The sequence below is a fragment of the Sphingomonas parapaucimobilis NBRC 15100 genome (assembly GCF_000787715.1).
GTDB classification, from domain to species: domain Bacteria; phylum Pseudomonadota; class Alphaproteobacteria; order Sphingomonadales; family Sphingomonadaceae; genus Sphingomonas; species Sphingomonas parapaucimobilis.
On record NZ_BBPI01000069.1, the window covers coordinates 38364 to 64422 of the forward strand.

The window sequence follows — 26059 nt, forward strand, 5'->3', positions numbered from 1 at the left end:
CCAGATAGATCAACATGAAATTTCCGTAAATTTACAGCGTTTCGGTGTGTCGATTTTATGACGCCACGCTCGCGGCCCTCGTGAAGGGGCAGGGGCGAAAGTTTTGGCTTGAGGATCGGATGGCCCCGGTCCCCAGCAGAATGAGGACGCGTCATGATCAAGAATTCCATGCCTGCCCGTCGCCGGTTGCATATCGGGACAGCCCTTCAGAACCTGACGCTGCTCGGTTTGGGGCTTGGCATGGCGAGTTTCGCGACGGCGGCGTCGGCCCAGGCCGTACAGGGTGCGGCGACGGACAACAGCTCAGCTGCCGCCACCCCGGCGCCGACAGGCGATATCGTAGTCACCGGGTCGCGCATCCAGCGTCCCGACCTCCAGAGCAGCAGCCCCGTCGCGACGATCAGCGCGGGTGAGCTGAAGGCGACCAATACCGTCACCGCCGAGGCCTATCTGTCGTCCTCGCCGCAGTTCGTACCCGCCGCCAGCGGCACGACGAACAACGGCAATGGCGGCACCGCCACGGTCGATCTGCGCGGCCTGGGTTCGCAGCGGACACTGGTGCTGGTGAACGGCCGTCGCATGGTGCCGTCGGATATCGGCGGCGCGGTGGACATCAACGCGATCCCGACCGTCCTCATCAAGCGCGTCGATGTGCTGACCGGTGGCGCTTCGGCGGTGTACGGTGCCGATGCCATTTCGGGGGTCGTCAACTTCGTGCTCGACGACAAGCTGGAGGGCGTGCGTGCCGATGCCAGTTCGCAGGTCACCGGGCATGGCGACGCCGCCCAATATAACGCAGGCCTGGCGGCGGGCGTGAAGTTCGGCAACGACGATGCCGGGCACATCGTCATTGCGGGTCAGTACACCAAGCGGAACGGCGTCTATCAGTCGGCGCGCGCCTATTCGGCGCAAAGCCTCGACGGCAATCTGAAGCCGACCGGGTCGAGCAACGCCACGCCGACGGTCATCGACATCAAGTCCGGCCGCTACCAGATCAACGACGGCAGCCAGCCGGGCGGCACGGACAATTTCGTGCCCTATTACAGCCCCTATAATTTCAACCCGGCCAATTATCTGCAAGTGCCGCTGGAGCGGTACAATGTGACGGCGCTGGGCAGCTACAAATTCTCCGATGCCGCGGAATTCTATGCACGCGGCAGCTATACGCGCAGCGACGTCACCGCGATCCTGGCGCCGACGGCGACGGGCGGCTTCAACTTCGCCATCTCGCCCAGCAATCCGTTCCTCAACGCGACCAACTCCGCGCTGATCTTTGGCGATCCCACCAATCTGAACGCCGACGGCACCGCCAATGTCGGCATCCGTCGCCGCGTGACGGAGACGGGCGGTCGCATCCAGCAATTCACCAACGACACCTATTTCGGGATCGCGGGTCTGCGCGGCGATTTCGCCGACAGCTTCCATTACGATGTCTTTGCGCAATATGGCCTGGCCAAGCGGCATGAGGCGCTGCTGAACGACCTGGACTATAACCGGACCGCGCAGGCCATCAACGCGACGGTGGGGGCGAACGGCACTCCCGTCTGCGTCGATCCCCGCAATGGCTGCGTCCCCGTCAACCTGTTCACGTCACAACCGATCTCAACGGCGGCGCTGTCGTTCATCACCGCAAACGGATCGCAGGACAATCGTTATACCCAGTTCGTCACCGGCGGCAGCCTGTCGGGTGACCTGAACTTTCTGCAAAGCCCGCTGGCCGACAAGCCGGCGGCGGTCGCGCTGGGTGCGGAGTATCGCCGCGAGACGGGCAGCCAGTCGGTCGATGCCAATTACGGCTCGGGCAACCTGATCTATTACGGGCAGGGCACGGCCGTCCCCAACGCGTCGTTCAACGTCAAGGAAGTCTACGGCGAGTTGCAGATGCCGCTGGTCACCGACCGGCCCTTCGTCCGCGCGCTGAACTTCGAAGGCGGCGTGCGTTACTCGGCCTATACCAATAACACGGTGGCGGGCCGCAACACGCTGGACGCCGTCACCTACAAGCTGGGCGGCGACTGGAGTCCGGTCGAGGGCGTGCGCTTCCGGGCGATCTTCAACCGGGCGACGCGTGACCCCAACATTGCCGAGCTGAACAGCCCGATCACCCAGGCGGGGACCGACGTGCTGTCGACGGATCCGTGCGCGCGCGGCGCTCCGCAGGGCAATGCGGCCTTGGCGGCCAAGTGCATCGCGCAAGGTGCCCCCGCCAACCTCGTCAATTCGGGCATCATCCAGGACGTGACCTCTGGCCAGACCAATATCAACGCGGGCGGTAATCCAGCGCTGCGGCCGGAAACCGCCAATACGCTGACGGTGGGGGCGGTGTTCTCTCCACGATTCGCCCCGGGCCTGAACGTCACGGTCGACTATTATCGGATGAAGGTGAACAACTATATCGCCTCGGACGGTTCGCAGGACATCGTGAACCAGTGCTTCAACAACAATATCTCGGCCTATTGCTCGCTGATCGTCCGCAACAACATCTCCGGCCAGTTGACGGGTTCGCCCAATGCGAACGGCCAGTTCCCGGGCGTCACCGAGCAGTTGATCAACGTCGCCACGCTGCAGACCAGCGGCATCGACGTGTCGGCCGATTATCGCTTCAAGCTGCCCGGCGAGACCAGCCTGACACTGGCGATGGCGGGCACCTATGTCGACCGCTACACCTTCAACCTGGGGGCGCAGGCGAGCCCGATCAACTGTGCGGGCAAGTTCGGTAACAGCTGTGCGGCGGTGTCGATCAACCCGATCCCGCGCTGGAAACATCAGGCATCGGCCACTCTCGATCTGGGCGATGTCTCGATCCAGGGCCGCTGGCGCTATATCGGACCGGTGAGCGCGGATCCGGGCACGCCGATCCTGGTCAGCCGTATTCCGTCCTATTCCTTCTTCGACACCAATGTCAGCTTCGACGTGAACAAGCAGTACACGTTCCGCCTAGGCGTCAGCAATCTGTTCAACGTCAATCCGCCCGTCGTGGGTGGCGTGGCCGGTAGCGCCGGGTCAAATTCGGGCAATACCTTCCCCAACGTCTATGATGCGCTGGGCCGGACCTTCTTCGCGGGTATCAGCCTGAAGCTCTGATCTCCTCATGACGGAACGAAAGGGGTGGATTTCGGCAGGGCGAAATCCACCCCTTTCCATATCAGAATTTGGCGCGCAGGCCGATCCGGTAGGAGCGACCCAGCGTGTCATACAGCGCCGGATTGACATCGAGGCCGGTATTGGTCTGCGGCGAAGGCTCGGGATCGCGGTCCAGCAGATTGTCGACCTTGAAGAACATGCTGACGGCCGACGTGACGTTCAGCGAGCCGCCGATATCGACATAGAAGGCACCCTTCATGAAGTTGCGGTCGATCGTCGGGTTGTTGCCGGTCGAGACCGGGCAGCTGGTCGAGCAGACGACATACTGGTTGCCGAATACGCCGTCGCTGAACCAGCGTTCCTGAACCAGCAGGCTGAATTTATCGGTGTCGTAACTCTGGATCGCCAGCCACTTCCAGCTTGGGGTCGCCCCCGAATTGGCACCTGCGCTGTCGATCGGGATCGTGCCGGGCAGGCCGGGATCGGTCACGAATTTGATGACATGGGTGGCGAGCGCGCGCAGCGTCAGATTGCCGTTCAGCCCTATCGGGTTGCGCCACTGATAGCTGCCCTCGATATCGAAGCCGCTGGTCTTGATCGAGGCGAGATTGAAGGCCTGGACGTTGACGAAGTTCGGCCCGGCCGTGTTCTGAAGGTTGAAGGCGCCGCACGTCTCGGTATTGCCCTGGAAGCAAAGATTGACGATCTGCGCCGCCGACAGGCTGGAGACGACGTCGTTCACCTTGATCGTGTAATAGTCGAAGGACAGGCTGAGCCCCGGTGCCCAGCTCGGCCGCGACAGGACCACGCCCGCCTCGGTGCTGCGCGCGATTTCAGGGCGCAGATTGGGATTGCCGAGCGAATTCTGGATAATCAGCACCTGGGTGTTGCGGAACGGATCGGTGAAGTTGGGCACCGTCGTCGTGGTGGGGGCCGCAAAGAGCTCCGACAGGTTCGGCGCACGCACATCGCGTGAGGTCACGGCACGCAGGCGGAAGCCGTCGAGCGGCGTGTCCCAGGTGCCGCCAAGCTTCCACGCATAGACCGCGCCCGAGGTCGAATAATGGGTGGCGCGGCCCGCCGCGCTGAGGTTGGCGCGGCCCAGGCTTTCGGAATTGATGAGCGGCAGGTTCATCTCAAGGAAGCTCTCATAGACGTCGTACTTGCCCGAGCCGTTCTTGTAGTTGCCCGCATACCAGTTGCTGCCGGTCGCCGAATTCAGAAACGGGTCGGCGGGATAGGCGGCCGAATTGGGGCTGATCGCCGATACACCCGCGCCATAAGGATCGGCGTTAACCCGGTAGGCTTCGCGCCGATATTCGACGCCGGTCGCGATGGACAGCGGCCCGGCCCACAGGTCGATCAGATTGCCCGAGATGCTGCCCGCCGCCGCGTCCTGGGTCTGGCGGGTATGCTGGAACGGGCCGTTGGCGGGGGTTAAATAGGCCAAGGCTGCGGCCGATGGCGTGGCACCGCCGAAGATGTTGATCGGCTGGCACCCGCTGGCCCGCGCGGCGGCATTGGCGCAGACGATCTGGCCGTTCAGCGTCGTCGCGTTGATCGCCTCGTTATACCGGCCGGTCAGGCTGATATTGTCGACATCGATGTCGGTGACGTTGATGCCATGCTCGTAGTAGACGTCATAGGTCCAGCTGCCGCCGAACACATCGGCCTTGCCCTTCAGGCCGCCGACGAAACGATATTGGCGGCGATCGGTGCTGACCTTGATGTTCGGCAGGATCGCGTTGCTCAGGCCATAGCTGAACTGGGTGATCCCGTTGGCGGCGCATTGCTGCTGGATGGATTGTGGCAGATAGGGGTTGGAACACTGGATGGTCAGGCCGGTTTTGGCCGCCCCCGGGTTGGGCTGGTTGCTGGTCTTCACCTGCGCGATATTGGCGGTGACATACAGCTCCATGTCGGGCGCGATGTCATAGCCGATACGGGTATAGCCGTTGACCCGCTCCAGCGCGGATTGCAGCGAGGTGCCCGAGCCGACATGGCCGGACTGGTCGCCGCCGACGCAGAAACCCACATAGCATCCGATGACGTTGCCCGCCGCATTCTTGGCGGGAACGCCGTTCGACCCGTATTGGAAGGGGAAGGGATTGCCGTTGGCGTCGAACGCGATGCCCTGGAGCGGCCCGGCGCTGATCAGGCCGTATTTGGTATATTGATAGGCCTGGCCATGGTCGCGGTACAGGAATTGCGGCGTGCTGCCGTTGCGGATGCCTGTATCGACCAGCGTCGAGGCGCGATACCAGTCGCGGCTACCCGCCAGATCCTCGCCGAAATTGCCCGGTCCGACACCCTGGTCCTTGGCATATTCGCCGCTGACGATGATGTGCAGCCGGTCGCCCGCCAGCGCCTTGCCGAAGGCGGCCTGTGCCAGCACCTGGCCATTGTCGCCATAGGTGGTGACGCCGGTCTGGAGATTGCCCTTGAAGCCGGTGAAGCGGGTGTCGGTGATGAAATTGATGACGCCGCCGACCGCGTCCGAACCCCAGGAGGCCGAGGCGCCGCCGGTCACGACATCGACCCGCTTGATCAGCAATTGCGGAAACTGGCTGATATCGGGAACGCCGGTGACGTTCGCGCCCACGACCCGCTGGCCGTCGAGCAGCGTCAGGGTGCGGATGGTGCCGAGGCCACGCAGCGAGAAGGAGCTGAGGCCTTGTTGTCCGCTCGACGTGCTGAAGGTGCCCGTCGTCGCGCCCGTCGATCCCTGCAAGGACGGCAACTGGGCGACGGTGTTGAAGATGTTGGGCTGGGCGTTGGCCTGAATCTGCTCTTCGCCGATGACCGTGGTCGGCGTGGGGGCGTTATAGCCGTTGGCGGTGATACGCGTGCCGGTGACGACGATGTCACGCTCGCTGGCCGCTGCTTCCTGCGGGGCGGCCACCGGATCGGGGACCGGGGTCTGTTGAACCGGCGCGGCCAGCGCGGGGCTGGCCATCAGAGCGAGGGCCAAGGCTGCGACGCTGGTAGCGTTACCGGATTTCCACGAGGCGCGGCTGCGCCGATTGCCGATGCTCATCACTCCATCCCCTCACTCTACCTGCGGAGCATGGGCCGGTGATCGCTGGCCCCTCCGTCTCCCACCCGCTTTACCGCAGGGACGCAGGGGCGGCATCTACGACCATAGTCGGTATCCTGGGTGACTCAGGGTTGTGCGGCGTAAAGTCCGTGATGGGTCAGGATGAACAGGGTTCGCCCATCGACCCCGCCGAAGGCCAGTTGCAGGGGGCGCTCGGGCACATCGATCCGGCCGAGTTCCGTCCCGCCCGCGTCATAGACGAAAACCTGCCCGTTCGCGACATAGACCCGCCCGTCCGCGCCCGTGACGACGCTCTCGCCGCCGCGATGGGCGAAGGGTTTCAGCTCGGTGACGGCGCCGTCCGCGCCGACCAGCCCGGTATAGGTACGATCCTCCGATCCGTTGGCGATTGCGATACGCGTGCCTGGCTGCGCGGCGATCAGGCCATAGGTGTCGAGCGTGTCCGAAAAGCGCCAGCCGCGATGATCGGTCGGCCCCTGCTGCCACACGCGAAAGGCGGGCAGGGCGATGCTGCCATCGGGGGACACATAGGACGCGGCCTTGGGCTGGCCGATGTCGCGTGCGAACATTTCGGCCAGGGTGGTGAACTGGCCGGTCGGGGGGTCGTATTGATCGCGGAACTCGCCATTGACCCATAGACTGCCGGGCAGGACGACCCGCGCGTTCGCCGGTGTCGTGCCGGTTGGCGACTGTAGCGTGACGGCGGCGGGGGCCTTGGGATCGATACTATAGACCGTCGCGGCAGGCCCGGCCGAGGACAGCACCAGCAGCTTGCCCGACCCGTCGACCGCCAGGTTCACCGGATCGAGCGGCGCGTCGGACACGACCGACAGGCCCTCCGCCTCGCTCCAGCCATGGATACGCTGGAAATAGCGGTCGACGAAATAGAGCTTGCCGGTGGCATCGACTGCGCCGCCCCCCAACGAATAGAAGCCATCGGCCAGCCGCCGGACCGGCGTCAGACTGGGCGAGGGGGCGGGCAGGGCGGCGGGGGTGACGTCCAGCGTCGCGAACTCTCGCTCGCGAACCTCCGCGCCTCGGGTCATGTCGCGAACGGCGTTCTCATACGGATATTTGCTGGCGCGCAGATAGGTGCCGCAGCCATCCGCCTGACAGGTGGCAAAGCCGCTCTCCGCATTCACATGGACGTTGCGGAAACGGATGTCGTTTTGGCCGTACAGCGCGATTGCCGCGCGCGCAGGCTGGAGCGAACGGGTGACGCGGTAGGCGTGGAGATTGGCGAACAGGACGTCTCGCACATTGCGGACCTCGAAGGCGACGGCATCGCGGCTCTCGCCCGCCTCCTCCTCGGTCTGGGGGGCGAGGAACTCCCAATGCGCGACGCTGTCGAGCACGATCTCGGCGCGGCGGTGATGCTCGGCGGAGATTTGATAGACATGGCCGGGCGTCTCGGTGTTCGACACCAGCATGCCCGCCGAAGCATAGGTATCGGGCGTCCACAACCCGTTGAACGTACCGCCGCCGCCGTCCGTCACCCACAGGCTGGGATAATGACCGTCCCAGCGCTGGGTCGGATCGGGATCGCCGGTGTGATCGGAATTATAAGGATCGAAGCGGCTGCCATCGGCGCGGAAGGTGCCGTGTCCGCCCTGAAACTTGACGTCATCGACCAGCGAGCCTTCACCCGCGCGCCAGAGCAAAGCGGTCGCGCGCGGGTTGCGCCCGCCCGCCGCCAGCCCAAGGCCGGAGACGATGGCGTCGCCCCCCTTGGCGCTCTCGATCAGTCCCTTCGCGCTGCCGACGCCGCGAAAGGCCGGGCTGTCGTCGGTCAGGACGATCTGGGTCAGGCTGGGGTGCAGCCCGATCAGCACGCTGTCGGGGCGCAGGCGCAAGCTGTCGCTGACCCGGTAGAAACCGGCGGGGAAATAGAGGACACGGTGCGTATCGATGGCTTTTTGCAACGCGGCGGTGTCGTCGGTCGCGTTATCGCCCTTCGTGCCGAGGTCCCGAACATTGGTCCATTGCTCGACCGGCGGCAGGGCGCGGATGGCGGGATCCTTGCGAGATACCGATGGGGACAGCGGCACCGCATCCGCCCTGGTCGCAAAACGTCCCGTCTGCCCCAGTGATGGCACCGCCAGGCCATAGGAAAAGTCCCGCATCCGGTAGCGCCGCGCAGGCCCGGTGATCGTCCATCCGCTGTCGCGGAACCGGGCGAAGACCGGGGTGTCGCTGGCGGTCGCGTCCTGAAAGCCGATCTGGGTATAGGCATTGTCCTCGTTGCTGATGACGATGCCTGCACGTGCGACCCGCTCCAACCGGACGTTTTTGCCCCAGAACCAGTCGCCATAGCCCCGGTCGATCTCGATCCCGACCGGCACATTGCGGATCACCGTGTTGACCAGCGTCAGCCCGGCCTCATGCTCGCGGATGGCCGCGTCGCGCTGTCCGTCGAAGCTGGAGTCGAGCAGCGTATAGGACCAGGCGGGGGAGGGCTTTTCGGTCAATATGCCATAGCGCCCGCCATGGAAGTGCAGGTCCTGCCCCAGATTGCCGACCTGATAGATGCCCGCCAGCGCATCGCCCAGCCGAAAGTCGATATGCGCCAGATAGCTGTGCTGCGCCGTGTGGAAACGGACGGCGGTCGCGGCCGGATTGCCTGCGCCTATCTCGAAGTCGACATTGGCCATCGCCGAGTAGAAGGTGCCCGAATTGGCATCGGCGATGCTCTTGTCGAAGGGGACGCTGGTCGGCGGCGGCACGGGGACCGGAGGGGCTTCCCTGCCCGCCTCGGGGGGCAGCGTGCCGGTGAAGAAGACCATGGTGCCGACGCCTTGCTGGAACCCCGGCGTGGCGGGGGCGAGGACGAAGACGGGGCGCGTTCTGCCGACCCCAAACAGGCGGACGCCCGGCCGCATATAGAGCGTGCGGGTCAGCCGGTAGCGGCCCGAGGGGAGGAAGACGATCCCGCCGCCGCCTTGCCCCGCCACCCGGTCGATCGCCTGCTGAATCGCCGCGCCATCGTCGCTCCGCCCGTCGCCGCGCGCCTGCACCGTCACCGCGCGCGGATCGGCAGGCGCGCGGGTGAAGACCGAGGCGGGGCGACCGGCCCAGACGGGTGACGCAGCGGTCCCGGCGAGCAGCGCCAGAACGGCAAGGGAAAGCGGGCGCGTCATGACGGTCATCCTCATCAGGCGGAACGGATCGGGGGCAGGGCCATTGGGATAGGCAAGGCGGCGCGTCGGTACGACTGCGACAAAGGTCGTAATGGCCTTTCTCGGCCAAGGCGCGATAGCGAAGGCCGAACGGGCACGAGCGATAAGGGATGCGGGTGAAGGCGACAGACGGCAGTGACGCAGGCGGACGCGCTTATGGCATCGTGGTGATGGGCGTCAGCGGCACCGGGAAGACTACGCTGTCGGAGCGTCTGGGGGCGCAACTGGGTTGCCCGATGCTGGAGGGCGATGCGTTTCACTCGGCCGAGAATGTCGCCAAGATGCGTAACGGCCATCCGTTGACCGATGCGGATCGCTGGCCGTGGCTCGACCGGCTGGGTCGCGCCATCGGCGAGGCGGCACGGGAGGGCGGGACCGTGATCGCCGCCTGTTCCGCGCTCCGCCGGGTATATCGCGAGCGATTGCGGACGGCGGCGGGCGTGCCGCTGTTCTTCGTGTTCCTCGACACCGATGCGCAGGAAATCGCAAAGCGGATGAGCGGGCGCAAGGATCACTATATGCCGACCAGCCTGCTCGATAGCCAGCTGGCGACGCTGGAACGGCCCATGGCGGACGAATGCGCGCTGACGCTGGATGCGCGGCAGCCGCCCGAAACGCTGGTGGCGCAGACGCTCGCCTGGGTGGAGGGCCGCTGACCCGTTCACGGCATCAGCCGCTTGCGCCCCTGCGACAAATGCCAGCGCATCGCCAGCGCCGCACCGTCGGGATCGCGGCCCCGGATCGCCTCGACGATGGCGTCATGCTCGTCCATCATCGCGCCGATCACCTCGGGCGGGCGCGAGCGCGAGATGTCGACCCCAGCGCGCAGGATGTGCATCACCTCGTCCTTCAAATGGTCGAAGACGGGGATGAACGCCGAATTGCCGGTCGCCTCGACGATCGCACGGTGGAGCACCCAGTCCTCGTCATGCGCGGGCGCATCGGACAGGAGCGCGGCGCGCAACGCGGCGAGCGCCTGCTCGATGACTTCCATCTGCTCGCTCGACCGGCGCAGCGCAGCCAGGCGCGCGGTTTCCGCCTCCAGGACGAAGCGAACCTCATAGGTGCCCAACGTCTTGGCCAGCTCGTCCATCGGCATATGGGTGCCGAGCCGTTCGGACGGGCGGCGCTTTACGTAGGAACCCGCCCCCCGCCGCGCCTCGGTAATCCCGTCCGACGCAAGCCGGGCCAGCGCCTCGCGCACAATGGTCCGTGACATGCCGAACGTCTCGGCCAACCGGGCCTCGGAGGGCAGGCGGTCGCCGATCGCCAGCCCCTCGTCGTTGATGATGCGGACGATCGCCGTATAGGCCCGGTCCGCCAGCCGCCCTTCGTTCATCACTGCCCCCGCTTCAGACGAAATGGCTCAGGACCATCACCAGGGCGAGGCCGACGACCGAGATCACCGTCTCCAGCATTGACCAGGTCCTGAAGGTGTCGGCGGTGCTGGTGCCGACATAGCTTTTGACCAGCCAGAAGCCCGGGTCATTCACGTGGCTGAAAAATACCGAGCCCGCGCCGATGGCGAGAACAACCAATTCGGGGGATACGCCTGACCCGGCGACCACCCCCGGCATGATGCCGACGGCCGTGATCGTCGCGACCGTCGCCGACCCCGCGGCGAGCCTGATGCCGACCGCGACCAGCCAGCCGAGAAGCAGCGGCGAAATGGCGTACATGGTGACGAGCCGGGCGAGCAGGTCCGACAGCCCCGCGCTCACCAACACCTGCTTCAGCGCGCCGCCCGCCCCGATCGCCAGCAGGATCGCGCCTGCCGCGCCCATCGTCTCATGCCACACCGCGTCCTGGATCTTCGCCTCGCGCAGGCGCCGCCCGAACAGCAGGGGCAGGGCGAACAGGTTGGTGACGAGCAGCGCGATGACCGGATTGCTCGCCGCGACCAGCCACGTTGCGCCTTTCAAGCCTGCGGAAAGCTGGCCCAGCTCCCCCGTCGCGATCAGCAGGACCGGCAGCAGCACGATGAACAGCGCCGCGCCGCGTCCCGGCACTGCGATGTCCAGCCGGTGGTCGCCGATAGCCGGCGGCGCAAGGCGGACGCCCGGCGTGACGATCCGTGCCAGCACCGGCCCCGCGATGATCGCGGTCGGGATGGCGATGAGGATGCCGTAGAGCATCGTCCGGCCCAGATTGGCCCCCAGCGCCTCGACGGCCAGCAGCGGGCCGGGATGCGGCGGCACCAGCGCATGGACCACACCCAGCCCGGCGAGGGCGGGCATGATGAGGCGCAACTTGGCGGCATCGCGCGCTTCGCCGTCCGGCGTGTTCATCGCCTCCGCCGCCGCCACGACGATCGGCAGCAGCAGGACGAGGCCCGTCTCGAAGAAGAGCGGCAGGCCGATCAGGATCGCGATGCCCAGCGTCGCCCAGGGGGCCGCCTTGGCCCCGGTCAATCGCAGCGCACTCTGCGCCAGTGCCGCCGCCGCGCCGGACAGGTGCAGCATCGCTCCCAGCGACAGGCCGAGCGCTACGACCAGGCCGGTTCCGCCGACGATATCGCCCACGCCCTTCTGCACCGCCTTGGCGATGTCGGCGAGCGGCAGCCCTGCGAGCAGTCCTACCGTGAAGGCACCGCAGAGCAGGCCGATGAAGGGATGCAGCCGCCCCTTCACGATCATCAGGACGGCGAGCAGGATTCCCGCCAGCGCCGAGGCAATCAGGCGGATATCCTCGCCGGTCACGGGCGGGCTCCGCGCGTCATCTGGTTCAAGCTCTGCGGATCGCGCATCGACACCCCTCCATGATCCATGACGGCGTTTTCGCCTGCCGGACTTCTCCCGCAATCTGTAGGACAGGTTTTTGGGGCTGGGCAATAGGAAAGGGCTTGATCGGAGGCAATCGGGGGGCGCATGATGAAAACCTGTCCAACCGAATCCACATGGATCGGGTTAAAGAGGACGCGGGATCATGTCGGCGCATACGACCGACAGCCTTTGGCCCAACCGGGCCGCATAGTGGAGGATGACGATGGAAGGGATACGTCCGACCGCCTGCCAATCGCTGAGCGCAAGCGCCGAAGCGCTGCCGCTGGCACGGCTGACACCGACACAGATGAAGGTGCTGCGCGGCGTCCATTCGGGGATGCTGAACAAGCAGATCGCGTTCGACCTGGGCATCACCGAGGCCACGGTGAAGGCGCATATGACCGCGCTGATGCGCAAGCTGAACGTCCGCAATCGGACGCAGGTCGCGATCGCGGCGCAGGCGCTCAGTCTCCACGCCTGATCCATGTTGGCGACGCCGGTCGTCGCGCCGCTACGCTGGGGGCCAGCGATAAAAAGGAGAGGGCGATGAAGACGAACTGGCTGCTGAGCGCAGCGGGGGTGATGGCCGCTGCACCCGTGATGGTGGCCCCCGCCGCAGCCCCGCCCTCGACCTCCCTCTATCGCACCGCCCCGGCCGATCCGCGCGCGATCACCATTCGTGGCGTGGGCGATGGCCGGGCCGATGACAGTGCCGCGATTCAGCAAGGGATCGACCAGGCGGCGAAGGGCGGCCATGGCGGCATCGTCTTCCTGCCCTCGGGGCGATACCGGATCAGCCGGACGATCATCGTGCGGTCGGGCGTTCGCCTGTTCGGGGTCGGTCCGACCCGGCCCGAGATCGTGCTGGCCGACGCCACGCCGGGCTTCGGATCGGGCATCGCCGCGATGATGACCTTTGCAGGCGATGACCAGTATCGCTCGGGCAAGCCGCCCGTGCCGGTGCCGACGACCGTGCCTTTCGATCCGACGCTGTACGACGCCACCTCCTCCACCTTCTATTCCGCGCTCGCCAATGTCGATTTCCGTATCGGAGAGGGCAATGCGGGGGCGGTCGGGGTGCGGTTCCGCGTCGCCCAGCATGGCTATATCCGGCATGTGGATTTCCACATCGGGTCGGGCTTTGCCGGTGTCTATCAGGCGGGAAACGCCGCCCAGAACCTGCGCTTTTTCGGTGGCCGATATGGTATCGTTACCGAGAAGACGTCGCCCGCCTGGCAGTTCACGTTGATCGACAGCGACTTCACCGACCAGCGAGAGGCGGCGATCCGCGAGCATGAGGTCGACCTGACCTTGGTCAACGTCGCGATCCGCGACACGCCGGTCGGGATCGAGATCGACCGGGGCTATTCGGACTCGCTCTGGGGCAAGCAGGTGCGGTTCGAGAATGTCCGCGACGCGGGTGTCCTCATCTCATCCGAAAAGAGCGTGTTCACCCAGATCGGCTTTGACGATGCGATCGGCATCGCCACACCCGTCTTTGCGCGGTTCCGCGATAGCGGGCGGGTGGTCGCGGGCCAGGGGCCGCGCTACCGCGTCGCCGATTTCGGCTATGGTCTGAAGGTCCAGGCGCTGGGACGGATGGGCGACTTCGCGACGGATGTGAAGATGACCCCGCTCGCCCGCATACCGGCTCGACCCAAGCCCGCCATTCCTGCGCTGCCGCCGGTCGCCGCCTGGGCGAATGTCCGCGATCTGGGGGTGAAGGGCGACGATGCCACCGACGACACCGCCGCGCTGCAACGCGCAATCGACACGCACCGCGTCCTCTATCTGCCGATAGGGCGTTACCGGGTGAGCGACACGCTGCGGCTGCGCCCCGACACGGTGCTGATCGCGCTGCATCCCAGCCTGACCCACATCTATCTGGCCGACGACGCGCCCGGCTATCGTGGGGTCGGCTCGGCCAAGGCGTTGATCGAAAGCGCGAAGGGCGGGGCGGGGATCGTCTCGGGCGTCGGACTTTGGACCGGCGGGGTCAATCCGCGCGCTACCGCCTTGCTGTGGAAGGCGGGCGAGGCTTCGCTGGTCGATGACGTGAAGATCCAGGGCGGCGGCGGCACGCTGCTGACGCCGGGCAGCCCGATCGGCTTTGGCGACCCGCGCGCCCGGTTCGACGGGCAGCATCCCAGCATCTGGGTGACGGACGGCGGCGGCGGTACGTTCAACGCGCTCTGGTCGCCCAACACGCTGGCCTCGGCCGGGTTCTATGTCTCGAATACGACCACGCCGGGCCATGTCTATCAGCTATCGGCCGAGCATCATTACCGCGCCGAGATCGTGCTCGATCATGTCGCCAACTGGGAATTCCTCGCCCCGCAGACCGAGCAGGAGGTGCGCGACGGCGTCAATGCCGTCTCGACCGAGTTCCGTCACAGCCGCAACATCCTGTTCGCCAATTATCACGGCTATCGCGTCACCCGCACGGTCAAGCCGATGGATGCGGCGGTCAAGCTGTACGACTCCGGCGACATCCGCTTTCGCAATGTCCATGTGAATGCCGAGAGCGGCTTTGCGAGTTGTGACGCCAAGGGCTGCGGCACCTTTGTCCGGGCTAGCAAATACCCGTTCGAGAATGCGATCAGGGACATGACCCGCCGGACGGAAGTGCGCGAGCGGGAATTAGCCCGCCTCGACGTGCCGCCTGCACCGACCAGCGCGGCGACGGCTACGGGAGTTCCGGTGTCGCCGGGCGTCAGCAAGCTGGCGGACGGCCTTTATTCGATCGCCGGGGGTGCGGTGGATAGGGCGGGCACGCTCTATTTCATCGACCGCTTTTTCCAGCGCATCTATAGCTGGTCGGAGGCGAAAGGGCTGAACATCGTCGCCGATGCGCCCCTCGACGCGGTCAATCTTGCGGTCGATCGCTCGGGCCGCCTGCTCGTCCTGTCGTCGGCTGGGCGGAATGGAACCGTGTACAGCATCGACCCCACCGCTCCGGCGGCCGTGACCGTGATCGCGCCGACCCCGGCCCAGGCGCATTCGGGGGCGCGGACGCTGCTTCCCGTCAATGTCTGGGAGAATGGCGAGTTCGCCGACCGGATCGATCCCATAAGCTATCGCTATCCGACCATGGCCGAGATGTTCGCCGCCAAGCTGCGTGAAACCAAGGCGCAGGAATATGTGTCGCCCGACGGATCGGTGGTGCTGCCCGCTTTTCGCGTCTGGAACCAGGGGCCGGACGATCATCAGGGCTGGCGCTGGTCGGATACGCTCGACGCCTATGGCCTGACGGATGCGCCGGTTGGCGGCGAAGTGGTGCTGACCAACGGCTCGGAGAACCGGACCTACGCCGGACGGGTCGGCGAGGGCGGCCGCGTCACCGATCTGCGGGTGCTGGCGGAGCGTGGGGGCGAGAGCGCGGTGCGCGATGCGACAGGCAGGCTGTATGTCGCGAACGGACAGGTCTTTGTCTACAATCCCGACGGTTCGCTGTTACGCCGGATCGACATGCCCGAACGGCCGCTGCAACTGGTGCTGGGCAAAGGGGAGCCGGGGCGGCTGTTCATCCTGACCCATCACGGCCTCTACGCCGCTGCGCTATAGGGAGGCGGAGCCGATCCGTTTGTTGAGGAGCCGGACGTCTTGCGGCACGTTATCGTGGCATGACAAAGCCTCAATCCGATCCCGTCGGCCCCGGTCAGGAAAGCGTCTGGACCTATCCGCGCCCTGCCATCGCCGAGCCAAGCCCGCGCCATGTCCGGATCGCGCATCGGGGTATCGTGATCGCCGACACCCGCGCGGCCGTCCGGACGCTGGAGACCAGCCATCCGCCCAGCTGGTATCTGCCGCCTGCCGATATCAATCAGGGCGTGCTCAGGCGGTCGGATCGCCGGTCTTTTTGCGAATGGAAGGGCGAGGCGATCTACTGGCATGTCACTCTCGGAGAGACGGTGCTCCGTGATGTCGCGTGGAGCTACCCTAACCCTATGCCGGGCTTTGCGATCCTGCGCGATCACCTCGCCTTTTACGCGGGGCCGTTCGACCATTGCACGGTCGATGGGGAGCAGGTCAGGCCACAGCCGGGCGGTTTCTATGGCGGCTGGATTACGGCCGATCTGGCAGGCCCCTTCAAGGGCGTGCCGGGCAGCATGGGCTGGTAGCTCTTACAGCGCCCTGAGGGCCGCCGAAGGCCTCGCCCGCAGCACCGGCAAGGTTCCGGCGACACCAATCCCCACCGTCACGGCCGCACCGGTCGTCAGCGTGGCCAGGATGATGCCCCAGTCGGGCAGCCATTCGAATTCGAAGATGCGCGTGACGACGAACCACCCGCCGCCTGCGCCCAGTATCAGCGCAACCGTCCCCACAATGGCCGCCAGCAGCGCATATTCGATTGCCTGCATCGCCAGCACCTGTGCGCGTGTCGCGCCCAGCACCTTCAGCATGACCGCATCATAGGTCCGCGCCGCCCGCGCCGCCGCAATCGCGCCGAGCAGCACCGCGATCCCCGCCAGCACCGCGATCCCGGCTGCGACGGTGATGGCGGTGGCCATCTGCCCGACGACGTCCTGGATCTGCTTCAAGACGCCGCCGACTTCGACGACCGAGGTAGACGGAAAACGGGGCAGCAGGGCACGCGTCACGGCAGAGCCTTGCGCGGCAGGCATGTCGATGGTCGCGGCCAGATTGTGCGGCACGTCCTGCAATGCACCGGGTGAAAAGACCATCACGAAGTTGAAACCCAGCGTGTCCCAGGCAATCCGCCGGAACGAGGCGATCCGTGCCGTGCGCTCCAGACCCAGGACCGAGATCGTCAGCAGGTCGCCGATCCGCAGGTCCAGCGCTTTGGCCAGCCGTTCGTCGATCGACACCAGGCTCTGACGTTGCTCCGCTCCGTCCCACCACCGCCCGGCGGTCAGCGAACTGCCGGGGGGCAGCGTCGCGGCGAAGGTCAGCCCGCGCTCCCCCCGCAGCGCCCATGCGCCATCGGGGATCGACTGGAGATCGGCGACGCGGGTCGCGCCATAGGCGGTGATCGTGCCACGCATCAGCGGGACGGTGGAAATGCGAGCCGTAGGGGCGACCGACATGATCGTCCTGCGAAATTCGGCTTCCCGCTCGGGCGGTACGTCGAGGGCGAACAACGCAGGCGCTCGGGCCGGGACGGATCGGCGGATATTGCCGTCGATGCTGGTGCGGATGCTGGCGAGCAGCACGAACAGGGTCAGGCCCAGCCCGAGTGCGACGACGAGCGATACCGTCCGCGAACCGGGGCGATAGAGCGCGGTGAGCGCCAGTCGCGGCAGCGGACGGCGCGGACGGGGAAGCCGCCGGGCGATGGTGCGGACCGCCAGGCCGATTGCGACCAGTACCGTCAGGGTCCCGGCGGTCGCACCGAGAAAGGCGGCGGCAAAGGCCGGGCGGCCGGTGGTCGACAGGGCCAGCGCCACGACGGGAAGGCCCGCCGCCGCACCCCAGAAGATTCCGCGCCATTCTCCACCGGAGCGCGGGTCCAGAACGCCGCGCAGCAGGGCGGCAGCCGGAACCCGCCCCGCCGCGACCAGCGGCCGCGCGCAAAAGGCCAGTGCGATCAACAGGCCATAGGCCGCTGCCAGCGCCAGCGGTCCCGGCGCGAGGGTCAGCCCGGGGGCTATCGGCAACACGGCTCCAACCGCGATCCCGACCAGCGGCACCGCCACGATCCCCGCGACCAGGCCGAGCAGAATGCCGACCCCGGCGACCGCCAGCACCTGCAGCAGATAGACCTTCGCCACCAAACCGGATGTCGCGCCAAGAACCTTCAGCATCGCAATTGTCGTGCGCCGCGCATCCAGATAGGAGCTGACGCCATTGCCGACCCCGATCCCTGAGATCACCAGCGCGGCCAGCCCGACCAAAGTCAGGAACTCCGCCATGCGCGCGACGAAGCGGCTGGCACCGGGCGAGGCGCGGTCGCGGGTCCGGGTTTCCCAACCGGCCGTCGCAAAACGCTGCTCGAACGCCTTGGCGATCCGCGACGGATCATTGACCGTGGCGAGCCGATATTTGCTTTCGTACAGGCTGCCAGGCTGGATCAGCCCGGTCCGGTTCAGCCCGCCGCGTGACACGATGGCCACCGGCCCCAAGGTGAACCCTTCGCCCAGACGGTCCGGCTCGTCCGCGATGATCCCGCCGACCCGGAAATTTGCCGTTCCGAAGCGCAAGCGATCACCCTTGGCGACCGCCAGCCGCTCGGCGAGACCGCGCCCGATCCAAACGGTTTGGTCGTTCGGCGCTCGGACGACCTGCCCGTCGGTCAGGGTCATTCGTCCATAGAGCGGATAGGCCGCGTCGACGGCCTTCAACTGGACGGGCGCGGTCGCTCCGGTCACCGTGACCGCCATCGACTGCATGCGCTGGGTTTCCGAGACGCGCCCGACCGCCTGCATCGCCGCCAGCTCGGGCGGCTCGGCCCGACGCTGCGACACCGACAATTCCAGATCACCGCCCAGCAGCACCCGTCCCCGCGCCGCCAGTTCGCCGCCGATCGCCTCGCCCAGGCTGCCGATCGCCGCAAGCGCGCCGACGCCCAGGAACAGGCAGAGCAGCAACAGCCGCAACCCCCGGAAGCGAACAGATAGCTCCCGCCGGGCGAGCCTCCACGCCAAAGGCCAATCGCTCATGCGACGATCCGGCCATCGGCAAGTTCGATCACCCGGTCGCAGCGTCGTGCGAGTGAAGGGTCATGGGTAATGACGACCAGGGTCGCGCCGGTTGCGGCGCGGCGATCGAACAGCAGGTCCATCACGCGTGCGCCTGTGGCGCCGTCGAGATTGCCGGTCGGTTCGTCGGCAAAGACGATCCGGGGGCGTGGGCCGAGCGCGCGAGCAATGGCAACCCGCTGCTGCTCACCGCCCGACAGCTGGGCGGGATAATGGTCCAGTCGATGCGCCAGTCCGACCGCTGCCAGTTCGGCTTCGGCACGCGCAAAGGCATCGGTTTCCCCGGCCAGTTCCATCGGCACTGCGACATTCTCGCGCGCGGTCATCGTGGGCAGGAGGTGGAAGGCCTGGAGGACGATCCCGATCCGGCCGCGCCGCGCGATGGCCAGCCCGTCTTCGTCCAACGCTCCGAAATCGGCGCCCGCCACCTCGACACGCCCCGAGGTCGCGCGCTCCAGCCCGGATAGCACGGCCATCAGCGAGGATTTGCCCGACCCCGACGCGCCGAGCAGCGCCAGGCTCTCGCCATCCGCCACCTCCAGGTCGATACCCTTCAGGATTTCGACCGGCGCGGCCCCGCCCAGCGTCAGCCTTACATCCGTGGCCCGGATGACCATATTGCCTGCGACCATAGTTGCGGGGGTTCCACGCCAGAGATGATGAAAATGCCATATGTGGCCGGGGCCGCGCTTCTCCAAGTCGCCGTACTGCTGTCAGCCTGCGACAACCAGGGCGACGAACCACTGCCTGCGGCCAATGCCGCTGCGCCCGCGCCCACTCCGGCGGCGTCGCCCAACGTGCCGGTGTCGGGACCGAAGCGGGTCGTGCTGGCTTTTGGGGACAGCCTCTATGCGGGTTACGGACTCCAGCGCGGGCAGAGCCTGCCCGACGCGATCCAGGCGCGGCTGCGCGGGCAGGGCATCGATGCGACGGTGGTGAATGCCGGTGTGTCGGGCGATACAAGCGCCGATGGGCGGCGGCGGCTCGCCTATACGTTGGACCGGATGAAGGCCAAGCCCGACCTGGTCATGCTGGGTCTTGGCGGCAATGACGTGTTGCGACAGGTCGATCCGGCCGAGACGCGCGCGAATATGGCGGCGATGCTGGACGAACTGGACCGTCGCGGCATTCCGGTGATCCTGACCGGCATGATGGCGCCGCCCAATCTAGGGCCTGAGTTCGGCAACATGTTCAACACGATATGGCCCGATCTTGCGCGCCAGCATAAAGCCGCGCTCGACCCGTTCATCCTTCAGGGCGTATTGGGGCAGCGTCAGTTGATGCTGGGCGACGGGGTCCATCCCAATGCGACCGGCGTCTCGCGCATCGCCGATCGCGTGGCGCCGCTGGTGGCGAAGCAGCTCGTCGATTGACCGCGCGGCGTTCGCGAAGGCTCACACCCCTTCGGCGTGACGGGTGATCGCCTCGCAGATTTGGTGTGTGGCCAGGATCGCATCGGCGTCAGTTGCGCGGCGCTCCTTGGCGGCGGCGAGAAAGTCGGCGCACATCGCCTCGAACCCGCGTTGCTTGCCGACCGTCGTCCAGTCGCCTCGGCGCCGATGCCACGCGCCGCCTTCCATGCGCCGTTCCTCGGCCATGTTGAGGACCGAATGACGAAGGCCGTTGCCGATGACGTCCAGCCGCTCTTCGTCGAGTCCGCTATTGCGGTGCATGGTCCCGATCGCGGTAAAGCCGTCGCCCGCCAGCATCAGCGTCGCCGAGAGCATTTGGCCCTGCTCGACATGGGTCTCGATCGTGCGGCGCAGGACCGGGCCGGGCGCCAGGAACAGCAGCGTGTCGACGACATGGATGCAGTCGTCGAAGACCACCCGGCGCGGCGCGTCCGGCTGTCTGTGACGATGCTTTTCCATGATAATCAGATCGGCCTGCAAGGCTTTCAGCGCGACATGGGCGGGCGCAAAACGACGGTTGAAGCCGATGGTCATCAACGTCTCCTGCCGCTGCGCCAGCGCGACCAACTGCTCCACCTCCCCGAAGGTGTTGGCCAGCGGCTTGTCGACCAGGGTCGGGATGCGGCGTTCGAGCAGCGTCCGGACCAGCGCCGGATGCGCATCGGTTGCGGCGTGAACGAAGGCGGCATCGAAAGTCTCGGTGCGAAGAGCTTGGTCCAGGCTGGAATGCAGCCCGGCAACGCGGAAGCTTCGTCCGGCCTGATCGAGCACCTGCGCGTTGCGGGTCGCGAGGTGCAACTGGACGTCGGGCATGGCCGACAGGACCGGCAGATAGGCCTTGTGCGCAATGTCGCCCAATCCTGTGACCAATATTCGCATGTCGTCTCCAAGTGCTTCAAACCACGCCTATCGCATGTCGGCACGCTTGTCCTGTCTTGGCGGAGCGGTAGAGGCGCGGATGGCGAGGTGGGCGGGGGTGACGACCCGGCCGGTTGGCGTGCCGTCGAGCCTGACCAGCGACAGGTCGCCCGGTATGTTCCATACCCGGTCATGCGCGGGTGACCGGCGAAGCGCCGCGGCGGGCAGGGACAAGGCGACGGTGGATACACCCATGGTCAAGGGCCATGCGAGGTTGTCCGCAGCGTGGAGAACGTTCAGTCTGCCAAAGCCGGTGGCCGTCAAGGCCGTCAGCCATTGATTTTGCACGATTGTGAACGCTCTCTGGACAGGCCGCCAGCAATGCAACACAGGTCGGCAAAACAGCATGATCGGGAGAGGGTGATGGTAACGAAGGGCAAGATGGCGGGCGGCTTGGCGATGATGGCGCTGATCGCAGCGGGCACCGGGGCGTCGGCGCAGACGCGGCAGCCTATGCCAGCGAAGGCGGCGCGAACCAGCATCGCCGATGCACGCGCGCGTGCCGACCGGATCGTTGCGAAGATGACCCGCGAGGAAAAGATCCTGCTGGTCCATGGCCTGTTCCCGACCATGGCGGCGGGCAAGTCGAAGGAGGAACTGATCCCCTCGGCCGGACATATCGACGGTATTCCTCGGTTGGGCATCCCGCTGGTGCGCGAGAGCGACGCCTCGCTCGGTGTGGCCAATCAGGTCGAACAGCGGGTCGGCGACGTCGCCACCGCGCTGCCCTCCGGCCTGGCGACGGCCGCCAGCTTCGACCCGGCCATCGCCCGCGCCGGTGGCGCGATGATCGGCGCGGAGGCGCGCGACAAGCGGTTCAACGTGCTGCTGGCGGGCGGCGTCAACCTGACCCGCGATCCGTGGAACGGCCGCAATTTCGAATATCTGGGCGAGGATCCGCTGCTGGCTGGCACGCTGGGCGGCGCGCATATCGCGGGCGTGCAGTCGAACCGCATCGTCTCGACGATCAAGCATTATGTGCTCAATGCACAGGAAACCGGCCGCAACATCCTGGACGCCCGGATCGGCGAGGCGGCGCTGCGGATGAGCGACCTGCTCGCCTTCCAGATCGCGATCGAGCAGGGGCGGCCCGGCTCGGTCATGTGCGCCTATAACAAGATCAACGGCGACTGGGCGTGCGAGAACCGCCACTTGCTGACCGACGTGCTGAAGCGCGACTGGGGCTATCATGGCTGGGTCATGAGCGACTGGGGCGCGGTGCATTCGACCGTGAAGGCCGCCAATGCCGGATTGGACCAGGAGTCCGGGCAGGAACTGGACAAGGCCATTTATTTCGCCGAGCCGCTCGCCGAGGCGGTGGTCAAGGGCGAGGTGCCCGAGGCACGGCTGAACGACATGGTCGCGCGCTATCTGACGGGACTGATCGAAACCGGCGCCTATGACGCGGCCGTGCCCGCCCAGGCGGTGACGCCCGACTATGCCGCCCATGCCGAGGTGGCCCAGCGCGCGGCGGAGGCGGGGATCGTCCTGCTGAAGAACGACGGCAATCTCCTGCCGATCGCGCTCACCGCCAAGCGGATCGTGGTGATCGGTGGCAATGCCGATGTCGGCGTACTGTCGGGCGGCGGATCGTCGCAGGTCCGCTCGGTCGGCGGCGCGCCGGTCGAGATCCCGCTCGCCTATGGCGGATCGTCCTCGTTCGCGCGGATCACCTATCATGCCTCTTCGCCGCTCAACGCGCTGCGCAAGGCACTGCCGGGCGTAGAGATCGAATGGCAGGACGGGCGCAACCTGAACGCGACGGTCGCGGCGGCGAAAAATGCAGACATGGCCATCTTCTTCGCGACCCAGTGGACGACCGAGGCGGACGACGTGCCCGACCTGCGCCTGCCGAACCAGCAGGACGCGCTGATCGCCGCGATCGCCGCCGTGCAGCCGCATACCGTGGCGGTGATGGAGACGGGCGGCCCGGTGCTCATGCCCTGGATCACGAAGGTCCCCGCCGTGGTCCAGGCCTGGTATCCCGGGCAGCGCGGCGGCGAGGCGCTGGCCGCCATCCTGACGGGTCAGGTCGATCCCTCGGGCCGCTTGCCGATCACCTTCCCCGCCGACGCTTCGCAACCGCCGCGCCCGCGTCCGGTCGGGCTCGACAGGCTGAGCGAGGTCGAAGCGGCGGCCGCCGCCAATCCGGCGGCGACGCCGGCACCGACCCTCCAGAGCTTCCCGGTCGATTATGTCGAGGGCGCCGATGTCGGCTATCGCTGGTATGAGAAAAAGGGGTTGAAGCCGCTTTTCCCCTTCGGCCATGGCCTTAGCTATACCAATTTCGCCTATCGCAATCCGGTCGTCACCGGCGGCAAGACGGTCCGTGTCACGGTCGATATCGTCAACACCGGCCAGCGCGCCGGGTCGGACGTGCCGCAAATCTATGTGACGCGCGACGGCAGCGGTGATCCGATGCGATTGGCGGCGTTCCAGCGCGTGACGCTGAAGCCCGGTGAGGCGCGCCGCATCACCCTGATCGCCGAACCGCGTCTGCTGGCGGATTACGACACCGCGCTTCCCGGCTGGCGGATCCGGGGCGGTACCTATCGCGTCGCGGTGGCGCATGACGCGACCGACCGGGCGATGGTCAGCGCCACCCGGATCGATGCGCAGACGATGAAGCCTTGAGGAAGTCGTAAGGCCCGTTGCCCTTGGCGTGCGATCGGGGGCAAGGGTGGGCGATGGCCCCTGATCGCACCCATCCACGCCAGCGTCCGCCCCTGGGGCTCTATGCGCTGGCCAATATCGGCGGGGTGGCGGCGTATCTGCCACTGCTGACCCTGTTGGTGCCGATGAAGGTGGAGGCGGTCAGCCCGGATGGCCGGATCGCCTTGCTCTCGCTGGTCGCGGTGCTGGGCGCGGCGACGGCGAGCCTCGCCAATATCCTGTTCGGCTGGCTGAGCGATCGGTCGCAGCGGGCGGGGCGTGGTCGGCGGCGCTTGATGGCGATCGGGCTGGCGGGGGTGGTGGCCAGCTATGCCGCGATCGGAATGGCCGCTACGCCCGTGATGCTGGTCGCGGCGATCCTGTTCTTCCAGTTCGCGGTCAACGCGCTCCTCGCCCCGCTGATGGCAATCATGGCGGAGGAAATACCCGATGCGAAGCGTGGGCTGACGGGGGGCCTGATCGCGCTCGGCAATCCGGTGGCCTCGGCCATGTCGACCTGGCTGGTGGGCGAAATGCTGCTGGGGGAGCAGGGGCGGCTGGCGGCCTTGGTGATGGCGGTCATGCTCTGCGTCCTGCCGTTGCTGCTGGTCGGGGCAGGAGGCTCCATATCGGACGAGGGCATCGCGGCCACGCCGTCGAGACCGTCCAGGCAGGATTTCATCATTGCGGGTGTCGCGCGGCTGTGCGTCCAGGTCGCGGCGGTCGTGACCCAGGTCTATCTGCTCTATTATTTCGAGACCATAGTTCCGCCCGCCGAATATGCCGATCTGCCGCGCTGGGTCGGGCGGGTCTTTACCTGTGCCTTTGTCCTGCCCTTGCCGATCGCCCTGCTGCTGGGGCGATTGGCGGACCGGATGGAGCGCCGCCGGGACATCCTGTTGCTGGCGGCGCTGGTCGCGGCGCTGGGCCTGCTGGCCATGGCCGGGGCAACTAGCCGTCTTGCCGCAGCGGCGGCGTTCATACTCTATACTGCCGGATCGTCCGTCTTCGTCGCCTTGCACGTCGGGCTCAGCTTCCAGCTTCTGCCCGATCCCCGGCATCGGGGCCGCGATCTGGGCCTGTTCAACCTGACCAACACCCTGTCGACCATCATCGGTGCGGGCCTGACCTGGACCTTCGCCACGCCGCAGGACTTCGACGCCGTGCTGGTGATGCTTGCCATGGTCACGATGGCTGGCGGCCTGGCCATTTTGGGCGTCCAGGCGTGGCGATAGGGCAATTGTCAGAGCAATATTCGCTCAGGTCCGGCGGAGCGGCCCATTGGCGACCGGCTCGCCGAAATCGGGTGAGCCATCGGCGCGGTATCGGAAATACTGCATCCGCGTATCGCGATTGGGATCGAACAACGGATCGCCCTTGATTTCACGATAGTCGCGGGCGTGGTAAACCAGCACATCACGCCCGCGCTCGTCGACCGTGAAGCTGTTGTGCCCCGGTCCGTAAACCTTGTGCGCGGTGGAGGTCTTGAAGACCGGCACCGTCGATTTGGACCAGTTAGCCGCGTTCATCAGCTCGGCATCGGCGTTGCAGGTCAGCATCCCCATGCAGTAGCGGGCATCGGTCGCACTGGCCGAATAGGTCATGAACAGCTTGCCGTTGCGGGCGAGCAGGGCGGGAGCCTCATTGACCTTGAAACCCTGGATCTCCCAGTCCAGCGTCGGCACCGACAGCCGCACCGGCTTGGCGGCCAGGGTCAGCGAGGTCTTGAGCGGCGCGAGATAGAGGTTGGAATTGGTGGCAATGCCCGGCTCGCTCTGTGCCCATGCCAGATAACGCTGGCCCTTGTGGACGAAGCTGGTCGAGTCGAGAGTGAAGCTGTCCCATTCGGTCTGCAACTGGCCCAGCACCGACCAGTTGCCGGTCATCGGATCGGGGCCGTCGCACACCACCGCGAAGGTGCGGATGCGGAACACGTCTTCACCGCCGCCGCTCGGTCCTGCCGCGAAATACATGGTCCAGCGGCCGTCGATCAGATGCATCTCGGGCGCCCAGATGAAGCCCGACATCGGCCCGCTCGGCAGATGCCGCCACAGCACCCTTTCGGTCGCCGTCGTCAGACCCGCCAGCGTCTTCGAGCGGCGCAAGACCAGCCGGTCATATTCAGGCACCGATCCGGTCATGTAATACCAGCCGTCGGTGTGGCGGAAGACCTGCGCATCGGCGCGCTGACGGACAACCGGATTGACGATGGTCGGCGTACCCGCCGCCCGTGCGACAGAGGGCAGGGCCATGGCGGCGGTCGCACCAGCCATGAAGGAACGTCGGGTCAGCATGGTCCATCCTCCGCCTGTCGGCCGCGCCGTCCCGGACGGGATCG

General features: G+C 66.5%; 16 protein-coding genes and 1 pseudogene. 8 read left to right on the top strand and 9 right to left on the bottom strand.

Features of this window, described 5'->3' with window-relative positions:
* The first annotated feature begins 153 nt into the window (after positions 1–153).
* Positions 154–3084 carry a TonB-dependent receptor plug domain-containing protein gene (locus SP5_RS12300; RefSeq protein ID WP_052811531.1) on the top strand — a complete coding sequence of 977 codons (2931 nt, stop codon included), beginning with the start codon at positions 154–156 and terminating at the stop codon, positions 3082–3084.
* Positions 3085–3145: 61 nt separating this feature from the next.
* Here SP5_RS12300 and SP5_RS12305 read toward each other — a convergent pair whose 3' ends face one another.
* Together SP5_RS12305 and SP5_RS12310 are read right to left on the bottom strand one after the other, a co-directional pair.
* The gene (locus SP5_RS12305; protein WP_042489089.1) at positions 3146–6121 is read right to left on the bottom strand and encodes a TonB-dependent receptor plug domain-containing protein; all 2976 of its coding nucleotides are present in this window, start codon (positions 6119–6121) and stop codon (positions 3146–3148) included.
* A gap of 125 nt (positions 6122–6246) precedes the next feature.
* Entirely contained in the window at positions 6247–9288 is a 3042-nt protein-coding gene (locus SP5_RS12310) for a glycosyl hydrolase family 28-related protein (protein WP_042489092.1), read from the bottom strand.
* A 146-nt stretch (positions 9289–9434) separates the two neighbouring features.
* On the opposite strand from SP5_RS12310, the gene SP5_RS12315 reads away from it, so the two are divergent.
* The gene (locus SP5_RS12315; RefSeq protein WP_369386088.1) at positions 9435–9974 is read left to right on the top strand and encodes a gluconokinase; all 540 of its coding nucleotides are present in this window, start codon (positions 9435–9437) and stop codon (positions 9972–9974) included.
* 5 nt (positions 9975–9979) lie between these two features.
* On the opposite strand, the gene SP5_RS12320 is transcribed toward SP5_RS12315, so the two are convergent.
* Positions 9980–10657 (bottom strand): FadR/GntR family transcriptional regulator, encoded by a 678-nt coding sequence (locus tag SP5_RS12320; protein WP_042489095.1) that lies wholly within the window; start codon positions 10655–10657, stop codon positions 9980–9982.
* A 13-nt stretch (positions 10658–10670) separates the two neighbouring features.
* Positions 10671–12017 (bottom strand): GntT/GntP/DsdX family permease, encoded by a 1347-nt coding sequence (locus tag SP5_RS12325; RefSeq protein ID WP_042489097.1) that lies wholly within the window; start codon positions 12015–12017, stop codon positions 10671–10673.
* 286 nt (positions 12018–12303) lie between these two features.
* On the opposite strand from SP5_RS12325, the gene SP5_RS12330 reads away from it, so the two are divergent.
* From SP5_RS12330 to SP5_RS12340, 3 genes are all read left to right on the top strand, one after another.
* Positions 12304–12561: a helix-turn-helix domain-containing protein gene (locus SP5_RS12330; protein WP_042489371.1), complete on the top strand. Its 258-nt coding sequence runs from the start codon at positions 12304–12306 to the stop codon at positions 12559–12561.
* A 65-nt stretch (positions 12562–12626) separates the two neighbouring features.
* Positions 12627–15644 carry a glycosyl hydrolase family 28-related protein gene (locus SP5_RS12335; RefSeq protein WP_174435539.1) on the top strand — a complete coding sequence of 1006 codons (3018 nt, stop codon included), beginning with the start codon at positions 12627–12629 and terminating at the stop codon, positions 15642–15644.
* Between the two features lie 59 nt (positions 15645–15703).
* The gene (locus tag SP5_RS12340; protein WP_042489100.1) at positions 15704–16201 is read left to right on the top strand and encodes a DUF427 domain-containing protein; all 498 of its coding nucleotides are present in this window, start codon (positions 15704–15706) and stop codon (positions 16199–16201) included.
* Positions 16202–16204: 3 nt separating this feature from the next.
* Here SP5_RS12340 and SP5_RS12345 read toward each other — a convergent pair whose 3' ends face one another.
* Together SP5_RS12345 and SP5_RS12350 are read right to left on the bottom strand one after the other, a co-directional pair.
* The gene (locus SP5_RS12345) at positions 16205–18700 is read right to left on the bottom strand and encodes an ABC transporter permease (protein ID WP_042489103.1); all 2496 of its coding nucleotides are present in this window, start codon (positions 18698–18700) and stop codon (positions 16205–16207) included.
* A complete protein-coding gene (locus SP5_RS12350; RefSeq protein ID WP_042489106.1) occupies positions 18697–19371 on the bottom strand; it encodes an ABC transporter ATP-binding protein in 675 nt (224 codons plus the stop codon). Before SP5_RS12350 ends, SP5_RS12345 begins: the two co-directional genes overlap by 4 nt.
* A 24-nt stretch (positions 19372–19395) precedes the next feature.
* On the opposite strand from SP5_RS12350, the gene SP5_RS12355 reads away from it, so the two are divergent.
* Complete coding sequence (locus SP5_RS12355; protein WP_042489108.1) at positions 19396–20112, top strand: arylesterase; 717 nt, start codon at positions 19396–19398, stop codon at positions 20110–20112.
* A 21-nt stretch (positions 20113–20133) separates the two neighbouring features.
* Here SP5_RS12355 and SP5_RS12360 read toward each other — a convergent pair whose 3' ends face one another.
* Positions 20134–21030, bottom strand: a complete 897-nt coding sequence (locus SP5_RS12360; protein ID WP_042489111.1) for a Gfo/Idh/MocA family protein — start codon at positions 21028–21030, stop codon at positions 20134–20136.
* 27 nt (positions 21031–21057) lie between these two features.
* Complete coding sequence (locus tag SP5_RS19215; protein ID WP_139330371.1) at positions 21058–21264, bottom strand: hypothetical protein; 207 nt, start codon at positions 21262–21264, stop codon at positions 21058–21060.
* A 168-nt stretch (positions 21265–21432) separates the two neighbouring features.
* On the opposite strand from SP5_RS19215, the gene SP5_RS12370 reads away from it, so the two are divergent.
* Together SP5_RS12370 and SP5_RS12375 are read left to right on the top strand one after the other, a co-directional pair.
* Positions 21433–23703: a beta-glucosidase gene (locus SP5_RS12370; RefSeq protein WP_439645618.1), complete on the top strand. Its 2271-nt coding sequence runs from the start codon at positions 21433–21435 to the stop codon at positions 23701–23703.
* Between the two features lie 53 nt (positions 23704–23756).
* On the top strand, positions 23757–24956 hold the full coding sequence (locus SP5_RS12375) for an MFS transporter (RefSeq protein WP_042489118.1): 1200 nt from the start codon (positions 23757–23759) through the stop codon (positions 24954–24956).
* 36 nt (positions 24957–24992) lie between these two features.
* Here SP5_RS12375 and SP5_RS12380 read toward each other — a convergent pair.
* A pseudogene (locus SP5_RS12380) lies at positions 24993–26015 on the bottom strand (glycoside hydrolase family 43 protein); the annotation flags it as partial.
* Positions 26016–26059: the final 44 nt, after the last annotated feature.